This is a genomic window from Lentimicrobium sp. S6 (assembly GCF_013166635.1).
Lineage (GTDB): Bacteria > Bacteroidota > Bacteroidia > Bacteroidales > UBA12170 > UBA12170.
Genome location: NZ_JABKBZ010000103.1, coordinates 1 through 14,425, shown reverse-complemented (window position 1 = coordinate 14,425; position 14,425 = coordinate 1). Strand labels below are relative to the sequence as shown.

9 protein-coding genes are annotated in these 14,425 nt (G+C 33.3%); all 9 read right to left on the bottom strand.

Annotation, left to right across the window (positions count from 1 at the left end):
* Positions 1 to 363 precede the first annotated feature (363 nt).
* The 9 genes from HNS40_RS20475 to HNS40_RS20435 all read right to left on the bottom strand — a co-directional run bounded on the left by HNS40_RS20475 (position 364) and on the right by HNS40_RS20435 (position 14,273).
* A complete protein-coding gene (locus HNS40_RS20475; protein WP_172284467.1) occupies positions 364 to 3,996 on the bottom strand; it encodes a hypothetical protein in 3,633 nt (1,210 codons plus the stop codon).
* Between the two features lie 463 nt (positions 3,997 to 4,459).
* Positions 4,460 to 5,236 carry a LytTR family DNA-binding domain-containing protein gene (locus tag HNS40_RS20470; RefSeq protein WP_172284465.1) on the bottom strand — a complete coding sequence of 259 codons (777 nt, stop codon included), beginning with the start codon at positions 5,234 to 5,236 and terminating at the stop codon, positions 4,460 to 4,462.
* Between the two features lies 1 nt (position 5,237).
* Complete coding sequence (locus HNS40_RS20465; RefSeq protein WP_172284463.1) at positions 5,238 to 6,134, bottom strand: sensor histidine kinase; 897 nt, start codon at positions 6,132 to 6,134, stop codon at positions 5,238 to 5,240.
* Between the two features lie 184 nt (positions 6,135 to 6,318).
* Positions 6,319 to 7,224, bottom strand: coding sequence for a DUF6268 family outer membrane beta-barrel protein (locus HNS40_RS20460; protein WP_172284461.1), 906 nt, complete (start codon positions 7,222 to 7,224; stop codon positions 6,319 to 6,321).
* 11 nt (positions 7,225 to 7,235) lie between these two features.
* On the bottom strand, positions 7,236 to 7,598 hold the full coding sequence (locus HNS40_RS20455) for a DUF2147 domain-containing protein (protein ID WP_172284459.1): 363 nt from the start codon (positions 7,596 to 7,598) through the stop codon (positions 7,236 to 7,238).
* 23 nt (positions 7,599 to 7,621) lie between these two features.
* Positions 7,622 to 10,672: an efflux RND transporter permease subunit gene (locus HNS40_RS20450; protein WP_172284457.1), complete on the bottom strand. Its 3,051-nt coding sequence runs from the start codon at positions 10,670 to 10,672 to the stop codon at positions 7,622 to 7,624.
* Positions 10,665 to 11,732 carry an efflux RND transporter periplasmic adaptor subunit gene (locus tag HNS40_RS20445; protein ID WP_172284455.1) on the bottom strand — a complete coding sequence of 356 codons (1,068 nt, stop codon included), beginning with the start codon at positions 11,730 to 11,732 and terminating at the stop codon, positions 10,665 to 10,667. The genes HNS40_RS20450 and HNS40_RS20445 overlap by 8 nt, the downstream gene beginning before the upstream one ends.
* Positions 11,733 to 11,748: 16 nt before the next feature.
* A complete protein-coding gene (locus tag HNS40_RS20440; protein WP_172284453.1) occupies positions 11,749 to 13,116 on the bottom strand; it encodes a TolC family protein in 1,368 nt (455 codons plus the stop codon).
* A gap of 473 nt (positions 13,117 to 13,589) precedes the next feature.
* The gene (locus HNS40_RS20435) at positions 13,590 to 14,273 is read right to left on the bottom strand and encodes a DUF6624 domain-containing protein (protein WP_216664203.1); all 684 of its coding nucleotides are present in this window, start codon (positions 14,271 to 14,273) and stop codon (positions 13,590 to 13,592) included.
* Between the last annotated feature and the right edge of the window lie 152 nt (positions 14,274 to 14,425).

Genomic DNA, 14,425 nt, shown 5'->3' with positions numbered 1-14,425 from the left:
TTCCCACGACTGAAACCAAGTCAAAGTCGTTTTGTTATTCACACGCTTTGCCTTTTTTAAAAATCAAGATAGGCAGGACTTAAAAGGCCCGCGTCTGGAACCGAGCAACTTCATCTTTCAACTCATTAATTCTTATTGGCTAAAAATGCCCGAATTCGTTTTCGTTTCCTTAATTAAAGAAAGAACTTTTTTCCCTACCAAATGCTTTGTCCTTTGAATTTAAATGCTTGGTAACGGTGAGTATATGAAAAGTTGCCGATTTCGAAGCACCTGTTTTTCAATTTACGATAAAGTTTAATCGGGCTACAAGGCTTGAATTTACTACTATTTCGGCAATTTTTTATATACATTGTTGGGCGTTCGTTATTTTTTTCTGAATGTTGATATTCGTATACCTTTTTTCTCAATTCTAAATTTTGATATATATCGTTTATGATTCAAAATCTCTACTAATTCTCTATTTATATTATTATTCTCTAACAAAGGTCGTTTGCCAGTTTGAAGAATAGTTGAATATGGTTTACCAATAAAATCAAGAAAATTATAAATGTCATTATCATCATAGATTTTACTTGTTTTGTTAAACAATCTGATTCTAGATGATACAGGTAAATTGCTATCCTTTATTACTAACTTAATTAATGTTTCTTCGATATCAAAATTGTCATTTGATAAAAGCAATTTACCTAACTGAGTGAGAAGTTCTTCATCAACAGCAAAAAAGGATTCATCAAAATGATTAATTACTTTCTCTTTTATTAAAACTGAGATGTTTTCAGAAATTAACACATCTAAAACATCATCGTTTTCAAGTTCATAAGAAGCAATATCTTCAATGAATTTAGTAGGATTGTTTTCAATCAACAAAATATGTAATTTTTCAAAATTGCTTTTTAATAATTCAAAATTGGCAGGATTTGTAGTCAATTTCTTTTTTGTAACTAACAATTCAACCTTCTCGTACGAAAGATTATCAAAATTTAAAGAATTATAGATATAAGGAACTGAGGATAATATATCTGAGTAGTTTTTATTGTGTATTTCTTCTTCCAATAATAATGATATTATGAATCCTTTCACCGTTTCTTCATCTGGGAAATTAGTTTCTATTCTTTTTTTAGAAAGGTTTATTGCATTGTCCATAACATTAAGAAACGAAACTATTTCTGGAATTAATTCGTTTTCACTTTGAACATATACTGCAATAAGGTTCTTCCAAATTGCCAATATCTTTGATTCTTCAAGAAGCACTTTAACAATTTCTAAATCTTCAATTTTGTTAACAACGCTTATTATAGTATTGGTCTTGGTAATAATATTTAACTTGTATTCAGGTAGAATTTCATCGTTATTTAAAAGTAGAACTAAATAATCTTCTTGTTCTTCTTTATTTGTTTCAATATTGAAATAGGTAGTGGTCAAATATTCATTAATATTTTCTTCAATATAGGATATTAAATTATCAAGTTTAGAGAGTAATATTGTTGAATAGTTTTTTGAATTAAAATCAGATTGGTTATATAATCCTTTGAATTTAAGAATAAACTCAATTATTTCTTTTTTGATCGAATAATAGTTACCATTATATACGAATTCTAATAATTCTTGTGGGGCAGTTTCATTTAAGACATTGAGTTTTAAATCAAGTTCTTCTATTATCTCTTTTAATTTAGTTGCATCTTTTATTCGTATTAGGAAATCTGGGTCATCAGAAATCGTGGATTTAAAATTTTGTAAGATTTTAACAATACTGCTTACTTCTGCAAATTCAAATATTAATTTGAAATATTTTTCAAGTTTTTCTTTTGGGAAATTTGATTTGTTTAATAAAAAGTTCCAAATACCAACCCAATCTTTACATAAAAGTTTAATAAATACTTCAATATTTGAAGTGTGCTCAATAAAACCATCAATAAATTTAATAGAATAATCTGATTCGTTTTTTAGTTGATTGACTATCGTTCCTCTCTTTTTAGGATATTTTTTTGAACTCAGGAGAAAATCAAATAAATCATAATTTAAAATGTATTCCTTTTCGAATTCAAATTCATTTATTCTTTTTATTAGATTCTCCTTTTTTTGCAAGGGGTAAGCAAAATCAATTTCTGTTTGAGTTTTTACATTAATTAAAAATTGATGGTCATTCTTTGACAAACTACCTTCGTAAAAAATTGATATGTAATCTAAATATTCTTCATCAATATAACCATTTCTTATTAGCACATTAAGAAGTTCATTTTGGCTTTCTTTTGGTGATTCAATTATTAACTTTTTATCTGAAATAAGGTCTTTAAGTTTGTGTTTTTTTATGTTGCTTTTCTCAATCTCAATATTTTCAATATCTTGTTTTAATTGGTCTAAATATTTATCATTTAATACTAATTGCTCACGCTCTTTATAAGTATATTTTGAATCTACTTCTGATTCAATATTTTCAAAATCATAATTGAGATTTGTTCGATACCCAATATTATTTTGGTAAAGGTATTGAATAGACGTTTGATTTCTTAATGTATCAAAAACATCATCTTCTACTGCTTGAATAATATTAACCTGTCTATTATCAATATAGAAACTTTTGAATGCTTGTCCAGACTGGTTAATCTTTTCAATTATTTTCGATATGTAAAGAAGTCTTAATTCTTTAAGGTTTCTTAATCTTACGGATTCTGTTACTTCTATTTTGCTTTCTATTTTTGAAATATCTTCGTTTAACGTCTTTATTATTTCTTTAATGTACTTATGTTTATTTACAATAATTTTAAATAATTCTCCTTTGTTTAAACTCAATTCCGTAAAATCATTGGGATAAATGTTTTTGTAAACTATCATTGATAGTAATTTGTTTTGATTTAGCGAAGAATTAAGTTTTTTAGAATAAATATGATATTCATTCATAATATTATATAACAGCCGCATATCATCAACAAACAAAGAGATATCTTCAACTAAATCAGTAGATATATCATACTTATTAGATTCAATTATTTTCAATAGTTTTTCATTGGAGTTAGATGAGTTTATTACAGGGATTATCGGAATCATAAAATCAAAGAATTTTGTTCTATCCTTATCTTGAAACATATCATCTCTGATTGCATAAATAAAAACAATATCTTTTTCTATCTTCTCTGAGTTATTAATAAGTAGATTAATTTCACGAAGTTTTGTAAAGACATCAGTTTGCTCAAATCTGTCAAGGTCTTCAATAATTATGACATTGTAATTTGTCACTTCAAAAAAGTATAGTATCTCGTCAATATGATTATTAAGTATAGACTTGCTTATGCCGCTGTCAATCTCAATAGTTGCATTGCTGATACCAAATTTTTTTATTGAAAGACCTTTAAAAAATCTTATAGATTTAAATATTGCAAATAAACTACCAAGAAAAACAAAAAGAACAGAAAGAATGTGGAAAATATTGGAAGCGTCTCGTGTTAATTTGAATATCGAAAACTTTGATAAGAAGTCTGGAAAAACTAAGTAAAGGAAAGAAATAATAAAAACAACAAATCCCAAAGTAATTCCCAAAAGATATTGTTTTTTGTGATTTTTTATTTTTTTAAAGCGTGAGTCAGGTATTCGATTGTCTTTTTCGTGATAAAAAAGTTGTTGTAATATACTTAATTCTATAAGCCTTAAAATATCATCTTTTTCTCCATTTGATTCTGATGGTTTTTCTTCTTTAAAAGTTGCTAATGAGATATTTAAAAAATGATAATTTTTATTATGCTTATTTTTGTTTTGGAAAGTTTGAATTACGCTACTTTTTCCAGAACCATAAGGTCCTGCAACTGCGATGTTTTTAATTTTTTTTCTATTATTTAATGCCCAATCAAGTGTTTCTAAATAATCTTCAACTTGTTCAGCATTCTCAGTTGGCGACAAAGATTGATAAGGCAAATCAGTTTCATTCTTTGGCAAGTGATTTTCGTAATAACTGGATAACCAATCAATACTCCTTTTCAATATTTTCATAAATTTATTATTCATATATCTTGATTATTCCTTGCGGTTATTTTAATGACGCCCAACGGCCTAGTGTATGAGTAGTGCGGGATTTAAACGCACTAAACTTTCAAGCCGATATAGAGTTCAAATATAAGCATATACTTTCAAGGTTTGCACGAAACCCCGCATTACTTATGACACTTTGTTGTATGCTGGTGTTCCTTTTTGGCTCTATGTTTCAAGGTATAGTACAATATTTTCACTCTACCATATTGCACCTAAGTTGTCTACGGAGCACGAATTTATTTTGTTTTTTTGGGCAAGGGCAAACCCTAATGCCCTGTGGGCAATTACGCAGTAATCATGAATACCATATAAAACAAACTTAGTATGAATAAACTGGGATGGCTTTGTAAGCTCTTTGGCAGGTTTTGGTCTGAGCTTGGCTCGTGCGACTTGCCAATGTGCTTACAAATTGGGATGGTAATTTTTGCTTCTTTTTTGTTTACCTATCTAACCACCTTTTAAATCTTGCTGCCTTATCTTTACCAATCACAATATCTTCTGAATGTGAAGGTTGGGTTTCGAGCTTCAGTTTTCCGTTGAAATAGGAATGAACTCTTTTTATAGCTTCTATATTGATTATAATTTGACGATTCACTTTAAAAAACTTATCGGGATTCAATTGTTCTTTTAAATTCTCCAGTGAAAAATTAAGCGGATATTCTCGTTTTTTGAAAGTAACCGCAAAAGTAATTCCCTGCGTGCTGTATAAGAGAGCAATTTCTTCAACAGGCAAATGAAAGAATGATTCGTTTGACTGTATTAAAAAGCGTTTTCGATATTCTGGCTTTTCATTTTTAATGAGGGTTGCAAGTTCTGAAAAATCTATACTGGCATTCTTTTCTTGGATAAACTGTTTATTGTATTGCTGATACTTTTCAAATGCAGCTTGTAGTTCATCTTTTTCAATGGGTTTTAACAGGTAATCCAAACTGTTTACTTTAAAAGCTTGCATGGCATATTCATCGTAGGCTGTGGTAAATATTATCATGCTTTCAATTTTTACCTGCTTAAAAATTTCAAAACTGAGTCCGTCAGACAATTGAATATCCAATAAAACAATTTCGGGATGCTGGTCATTTTGAAACCATTCAACGGCTGACTTAATGCTATTCAGGCAAGCCACTACTTCCGTTTCAAAATTTATTTCCTGCAAGGTTTCTTTTAGCAAACGTTGTGCTGGAATTTCATCTTCTATAATTAATACTTTTAAAGCCATCTTATTCATCTATTAAAGGAATGCATACAACAAATTTGTCTTCTTGTTTACCATACATAAATCCATCTTTTTTAAGCAATTCAAATCGTTTACATAGGTTTGACAAACCTGTGTATGTTGAATCTGTATTTTCAATTGTTTGTAAGTTATTACTGACAATCAACTTATTATTCTCGTCACTTACAATTGAAACTTTCAATACATTTTCTTTGTTAGCTACATTGTGCTTAATGGCATTCTCAAATAGAATTTGCAGTGTTAAAGGCGGGATTTGCATTTGTAATGCTTCTTCCGAAATATTTACTGAATACTCCAAAGCATTGCCAATTCTGACTTTATGCAAAAAAATAAAGGATTCAATAAATTCAAGTTCCTTGTTTAAGGCAATTAAATCGTGATTCTTACTTTGCAATACATAGCGGTAAACTTTCGATAGTTTACGTGTGAATTCAACCGCTATTGTAGGGTTATGTTTTATTTCCGAGATTAATACATTCAGACTATTAAATAAGAAATGAGGATTTACCTGGTTTTGCAGAACCCGATAATCGGCTTTGAGTTTTTCCTGTTTAAAATGTTCTGCATCCAATAAAGAAATTTGCCATTGTTTAAAGAAATTTCTAGCCATAGAAATACCAATAAAACCAAATAAAAAAACAATTGAACCAATAAAAATGATAACAGATGCAGGCGGATAAGCTAATGACTGTCCATTGATAAAATACCATCTAACAAAAGGTAATCCTAGGGTTATAAGCGTCCACAGAATAATAAAAGAGAATTGAATAATAATTCGTTTTAGAGGGAAATGAAACCAGGGGAGTTTTTTGTTCAGATAGCGATCAAAAAACAAACTACCTTCGGTATTTAGGTTGAAGAAAAGAAGATAAAGGAACAAAAAAAGTTGTTTTGGAATTGGCGGTTTAAAAATGATATCATCAGGCATAGCAAAGCCCACTAATTTCATTACAAGAATTGCATATAGCGAAACAAATGCTATTCTGAGAATTACTGTTCTAAACTTTTCACTATTTCCCAATTTCGTTACCATTATGAACAAAGATACGAGTTCAGATTTAAAATTAATCTTTTTTTGGAGGGACTAAGACTATTCCCAAATTTAAATACGGAGCAGCTTTAGAATCAAAGTTATGAAGATTCTGATTCTGATCTACTAATCGATAAGTTCTGCCTGTGCTTATGCCTCCAGAAATCTCAAAACGTAGTATTTTTGTAAGCTGATAATTGCCGATCATTCCAACGTTTGCTCTAGAGTAATTTATTTTATCTAACTCCGGAAAGTTAGAATCGTAAACGTTAAAATCAGCACCATTTCTGCCATAGCCCAACCCAAGATTTAATTTTTTACTAGGTAAGAACGAATAGGTGTATTTGGCACTTATAGGTAGAATAGCATTTATGGTGTGGCGGTTGTGCTTATAATGAATGTTTATTGTGGGGACCACAATCGGGCTTCCCCATCTCGTACTATTAACAACACCAGCACCTATTTTTAGTTTGTCGTTAAATTTTCTCGTAATAAAAGCTCCACCTTGAAAAACAAAATCGTCTACACTCAACTTGTCTTCAAAGTCTGATGAAAGGGTTGGTTTCAAACTTATAGCCAACATCCACTTATCATTCCATTTATGTATCAAACTAAACTGATAGTAAACCACCTCCAACTTTTTACGGAGCACATCCGTATTTATAGTAGGGTAGTTATACATGCTTGCTTGTACCTGACCATAGCCTAAGCCATTCACCATTATGGTGTTGTCCTTTTTTAAAATAGTAGGAACATTAATAAAAAAGCCATATTCGTTAAAAGACGTTTCCTGGTTTCCAGAAACATCTTTCATTTGAGACTTTGGGTAGTGTGCATACTTAAATCCTGCCAATTGATAATCTTGTCCCAGGCTACTTTTAAAAGAGAGAAAACCACACAAGAATATAAAGGCAATAAGATGAGTTTTCTTAAAGTTCACAATACCATGAATTATAGGGCTACCCACTCAATTGTCTTGCTAAAAAAACCTATAGATATCTCGACTATTAGTTTGTTGTCCTTACGTGTGAATTCTGCATCGTACCATTTTTCGCGTTTTGCCGAGTATACTTTACCTTCCAATTTTCCTTTTTTATTTTGTTTAAGGTCTTTTACAGTGGCCATTCCAATTTTTGCCTTAGGGTTGTCAGAAGAAATTAGTTTTCCTGAATAAACACCATCGATTTGTATTATCTCGATTACATTGTTCTGTTCGCCAACGGCCCATTTTCCTTTTACGTCATTTTGCGCCATTCCTTTTAGGCTTATTAAGCCGATAAGTACTACTGTAAGTACACTTTTTAGATTTTTCATTTTATTTGAATTTGTTAATTAAACTATTTTTCTTTGATCATAATCTTATATAGAACCGGAACTATTATTAATATGAGTAGGGTAGATAGAGAAAGCCCACCAATGATTACCCAACCCAATGGTCCCCAGAATAATCCGCCTTGCAGTGTTAGCGGTAAGAGTCCTCCAATGGTTGTAACCGATGTAATTAGTATTGGGGTAAATCGAAGATGACCAGCTTGAACTAGAGCTTCGTTAATGCTTTTACCGAGTTTTCTTTCTTCGTTGGTAAAGTCGATGAAAATAATAGCATCGTTAATGGCAATACCAATTAAAGCAATAGCCCCAATAAATGCGGTGAATGAGAAATCGAAACCTGAAATAAATAGTGCGTAAAAAGAGCCAATTAGTGCAAAAGGAATAGAAGTAAAGATTATAAAAGGCTGGATAAAAGATCTAAATTGCAATACCAGAATGGCAAAAATCACGAGCATGGCAATAACAGCGGCTGCACCCAGACCTCCAAACGATTTGTTCTTTTTAGCAGATTCTCCCGCAACTTTAAATTCTACTCCCAAAGGTATTTTATAGGCCTCAATCTCAGCTTCAATTTCTTTGGTTACTTCTGCTGTGTTGTATCCTGTGGCAACACTACTCCCTATAATGGCACTACGACTTAGGTTGTAATGACTTATTTTATTTGGGGTTTCCACAAATTCTATGCGCGCCAGTTGACTCAAAGGAATAGCTTCACCTAAAAGCGATTTGATGTAGATTTTATCGAAATCCTCAATTTTAGGTTTTCCTTCCAGTGGTAAGCTTAGTAGGATATCGTATTCTTTGCCGTCTTCTGCATTAAAGGTAGATACAACAGTACCGCTCATGGCTGTTCTAATGTTTCTGTCTATAGTAGAAACAGGTACACCAAGTAGCGAAGCTTTATCTTTGTTTATGACCACATGCAAATCGGTGCGCATACCATCCAATTCATTTTCAACATTTATAATACCAGGATGCTTTTTCATGATGGCTTCAACATCATCTGCTGCTTGTATTAACTGGGTTATGTTGTCTCCACTTAGAATAACTTCAATAGGATATTGAATAACCTGTCCGGCTTGGAATTCTTTTATGACTATTTCCGCTTTAGCATAATCTTTAAACTGCTTGCGTAAACGGATTACAAACTGTTCAAACTCCTCAAGGTCGTATTCATACAACTCCACAAAAATCTCGGTGTAATTAATGGCATTGTCTTTCGGGAAAAGGTTAAAGTGAATTTTAGGATTGCCATTTCCTATGTTAGTTGCATATTGTTTTATCTCGGGAAGTGTATCTAATGCACTCTGAATATAGTGTGCTACTTTTTCTGTTTCTTCAATGGTTTTGTTTTGCGGCAGGGTTGCCTGTATCATTAACAAGGGCTTTTCTGCTTTTGGAAAAAAACTTGAACCCACAAAGAGTTGAAAAACAACTAAGGCCGAAATGAATAGTAGAAAAGCTCCTGAAAGTATGGTTTTAGTATGGGATAGGGCATATTGCAAAATCTTGTCATACGGACCTAAAATGAATTTATTTACAGATTTCTGAACACCATTTTCTTTGTGGACACTGCCCTTTTTCCGTTTAAGTAAAATAGACATTAGTAAGGGGGAAACCGTTAGTGCAATAAAAACGGATACAGTCAATGTGGCTACCACTGTAACAGGCATACTTTTAATAAAATCTCCTGCTGCATCTGGTATCATAGCAATAGGAATAAATGCTGCCAATGTGGTAAGTGTAGAACTAATGATGGGGTAAGCTACTTGCGATGTGCCTTTTATGGCGGCTTGCATACTGCTCATGCCTTGTTTTAAATATCGCTCTGTGTTTTCTACCACAACAATGGAGTTGTCTACCAAAAGTCCTAAGGCAATAACCAGTGCTGCAATAGAAACACTCTGCAAGCCAAATCCGGCTAACTCTACAAATCCTAAACCGATTAGTATAGAGGAAGGGATAGCCACCATGATAACCATGCTAGATCTAAAACCAATCACTAACATGATGACAAGACCTACCAAGAAAATTCCTTGTAAAAGATTGCTGATAAAGCCATTTACACTTTTCTCTACGTTTACCCCTTGGTTGTGTACATAATGTAGTTGGATGTTTTCGGGTAGCTCAGCTTTGTAACCCTCGATAACAAGTTTAGCGTCATCGATGATGTCTAAAACGTTGGTTCCTTTTTTTTGCTCAGCGGTTAGAAATATCGAACGAGCTCCGTTAAAGTTGGCCAGGTATTTATTTTCTTCATAGTCTATTTCTACTGTCGCAACATCTTTCAAATATATCAGCTGACCATCTGCTGCGCCTACAACGGTGTTTTTAATATCGTCTAAAGATTCATAAGAGCCGCTGGTTCTTATATTAAAGGTGTTTTCGCCCATTACAACTTCTCCTCCCGGAATGTTCTGATTATTGGCTTTTATCCCGTTTTCAATATCTGTTACGCCAATACCCATGTTCACCATTTTACTGGAGTTCATCTGTATTCTAATTTGTTGCTCAGGAAGGGCAACAATATCTACGGTTTTTATACCTCCTACCTGTTCTAGCTTTTTCTCTAAGCTTTCTGCCCAAATGCGCATTTCGCTATAGGGCATTACTTCAGAACTAAGAGCCAATTGTAGAATTTTAGTATCGGTGGTTGTTTTTTTACGGAAGGTGATGTCTTTTAACCCGTTGGGTAATTCTGACTTTACTTCATTTACTTGTTGAACTACATCATCGTATTTATCGTCAAAATTGTAGTTGCCATAATCGAAGCTCACGTTAATAAATGCGAACCCACTTCCGGAAATAGACTTAATTTCTGAAATATCCTCCAGTCCATTAATTTTCTCTTCCATGATGTTCACCACCAGTTCTTCCATGTCGCTAGGCGATGCACCAGGATAGGTGACCATTACGATAGCTCCGGGTTGTGCGGCTGGTGGATCTTCTGTACGTGGCATGGTTAGAAAGGAATTTAACCCCCAGATCAATGCTACCACAAATACAATCAGAACAAACTGGAAATTGCTAATTGAAAACTTCGGTAAACTAGTCATGGTGTTTGTGGTTTATAGGATTAGACTTTACCGCTACAGAATCACCTTTTAGTTTACCAAGTCCTTCTACAACAATGTTGTCTCCTTTAGTAAGGCCACTCGATATAAGTAACTTATCGTTCAATATTCTTTCAAATCGAACTACTTGCTTTATGGCAATTTCGTTTTTAACCATATAAACGGTACCTGTCTTTCTATTGGCATTTACCAGACTCTCTATGGGCAGGTCTATCCATTCATCCACCTTTGATGATGTGATAATTGCAGTGCCGATAAAACCAGGCATTAACTTATTGTCTGAATCATCTATAAGAATCTTCATTTCGTAGGTTCCCGTGGTTGGACTTGCCATTCCTTCGATCTCTATTATCCGACCGTAAAAATTGGTTTCGTGCCAGGCGTCAAAATTGATGATGGCTTTGTCTTGTTCATTAATTTTGGTGGCGTCTACATCTGAGATATTTACAATCAACACTTTTCCCTGGTCTTCTGCGCCAAAAATTATTATTGGGTTTCCAGCTCCTGTAATCTCATTTTCTTTCACAAGAATTTTTTGAATAATTCCGTTGGCCGGAGCAATAATTTTAGACTGGTTTAAATTGAATTTAGCTGCCTGTAGATCATGTTCGGCACTCTTCAAATAGCTTTCTGCATTTTCAAGTTGTTCCAATGTTGCAACACTGTCGGCATAGAGGGATTTTGTCCGGGCATAATCTCTTTTTGCTTTGTTCAGTGCAATTTCAGCCTGAGAAGTTTTTGCCTCAATTTCATCTAACTTCACAGTGGCCAAAACTTTTCCAGATTTTACTTTTTGTCCCTCTTTAACATACACTTCTTCAACAATACCAGCGGTTTTAAAAGACATTTTATACTCGTTTTTATAAACCAGCCTTCCTGTTGTTCGTACTTCTTCAGAATATGTAATAGAGTTTACCATTGTAGTGGTTACACTAATTGGAGCGCCAAGTGCAGTGGTCTTGTGTTCATCGGTTGTTTCAGAGCAACTGATTGCTATAATGCTCGAAACGAGCATTAGTGTGCTATTAAAAAATCTATTCATCTTTTTAATGGAGTATTTAGAATTGGTAGCTAGAGGTTAAGCGTTCTAATTTTATTTCTTCTAGTAGATAACCATATTGAGCTATAATCAAGGTGTTTTCAGCGTCTAGCTTATTGTTTAATGCATTGGAATATTCGAGGTAGTTTACCATGCCTTGTTGGTATTTTTTCTCTACTAAATCGTAGGACTTCTTGTAGTTCTTTAGCTCATCTTGTGCGAGTTCTATGCCCTGCATTGCGGTTTGAATAGAGTAATAAGCTTCTATTACCTCAAGCTGCACCTGACGTTCTACTTCTTGCTTTTTATTTTCGGTAATGCTACGATCTATTTTTGCCTGGTTAACCTTTGATTTTCGTTGACCAGATGTAAACAAATCCCACTTCAAGTTAAAGCCAATCGAGGCAAAATCGCCTTCGTTGTTAAACTCATAATCCGACCCTTGAAAACCATATTGTGCCCCCACATTTATTTGCGGTAAGCCCATTCCTTGCTCTAGCCTAATGGTGTTAGTTTGTATTTCCAGATATTCATCAAGTTGTTTTAGTTCTTCTCGGTTCGTTACGGAGGCCATTTTAAGGTCTTCAAGATTGTAACTTAGAATATTTAGCTGTAAGGTTTGATCAACTATGATTTCTGTGTTAAACTCCCGGTTTAATAAATAGTTGAACCAGGCAATAGCCAGGTAATTGTTCTTATTGGCCTCTACTAGAAATTTCTCTATTTGCTTTACTTGCGCTTCTGCTGAGTATACCTCGTCTATGGTAATCTTGTCGTTTTTGTAGAGGCTTTGTCTATTTTTTAAGTTTTGATTTACCGCGGTAAGTGTATTGGTATACAGTAGCTGTGATTGTTGTGCTTGTAAATACTTTACATATGCCTCCTTCACTTCCTTAACCAACTCTCTCTTGTAGATCTCTACATTGATCTTATCTACTTCGGTAAAACCTTCTTTTATTTTATGGTTTTGAATAATTGAGTTATTAAAAATGGGCATGGTAGCCACAAGCTTTGTTTCCTGATCTGGACTTCTAATAAAGTTGAGCTCGGTGTTTTGAACTTCAGGAAATTTGGGAGCACCCGGGTTTAACGTTTCGTTTATCTGGTTAAGATTGTTGTATGCAGGATTAAGAAGGTCTCCGGTGGGAATACTCATTGTTCTTCCGCCTTCTGACACCGAATAGCGCGCTTCGAATGATACGCTAGGTAAATACATCCGCTTAGCCTCCTTGAGCGCTTCCAAACTTTTTTGGTACGAGTATTCTTTTTGCTTTAGAGCTAAATTACTGTCTAGTGCAATTTGAATATAGGAGTCAAGCACATTGCTCTGAGCAAAAGCAGATGTTATACTCAGAAAGGATAATAAAAGGACTATGATTCTGTTCATTGCAAAATAAATGTTTTAAAAAATCTTTGCAATGATATAGTGCTACCTGTTCCTTTTCAGAAATTATTTATTGAAGTCGAATTTTGGGTTTTGGAGTCGAAAAGGGAGTGATGAAGATAGTTGTGTACATTGTGCGATTGGCAAGAACAGCTCTTTTGCAAATATTAGTAGTGCGTTGACTTGTGCGATTTGCAAATGTGCTGTTTGTCGGTTGGGGTTCTTTTTTCTTTTGCGGGGGTGGGAGAAAAAACAAAATAAATTCCCATCAAGTTTGCACAGAACTATATTCAAAGATCAAAGTTTCAAAGGTCGAATTTCGCTCTTTTACACTTGCATACAACGTCCTAGGCTATGCATAGTGTGGTTTTCAAAGCCATTATCTATCTGCCTACTCCGATGTTTATTTTATGTTTATATGTTCAAATCTACTACAAAACCAACATTATGTATGGGCCTTTGTTACCTGCTGGCCTTTATTCTATTTTATATAATCTAGGCTCGGTTATCCCTGTTTTGGAGTAATAATCTTTATTCATTTTAAAATGGCTTTTAGTCATATGGTTTAAATATTCTTCTATCGGTTTAAGACCAATCTCTTTTCTTCTAAGATTAACATTTATACTATCGATTAGGTTTTTGGGGTAAGCTTGACAAATTTCCATATTATAAGCTACTTGAGTTCCATAAACTTGCTCTTGTCCAGTATTCAGTTTAACTCGGTCAACTAAAAGTCCATACTCTTGAGAATCAGCATTTCCTTTATCTACTTCAATTTTCATTTTTTCTAAAATCTCTTTTTGAAAATCAGGGTTATGGTCTGAATGTTGAACTATCAGCCAAAAATCTTCAGAACCTTCTTCTCCTGCCAAATTAAATCCAACAAATCCGTATTCTTCAAACATTTCTCTAGCTCGTTTTTGATTTGTTGTAAAAACACTGTCTTTGAATGATTTCCATTGTTCCTTGGATAAGTGTTCATATTCTCCTTGTCGAATATAAGCAGCGACTTGGTCGATTTCAGCCATTTTTTTCAATTCATCAGCTAAAGCTTGATTAAATTCCACTTTTTTATCGGCTATTTCATCTTTAGTAGTTTTTTGTTTGCAACTAATTAGGAATAATCCGATTAATAGTATTCCACAAATTTTATTCATCATTCTATGTTTTTTTTGGCTTGCAGGTAACGTTTTGAATATGGTGCGTTTGGCATTTCAACGCTCCAATCTTTCAACTTACCACTATGTTTATTTATTACTATTATCTTCATTATTAGCACTATCTGCCAAATGCACTATATTTTTTGTTGGCA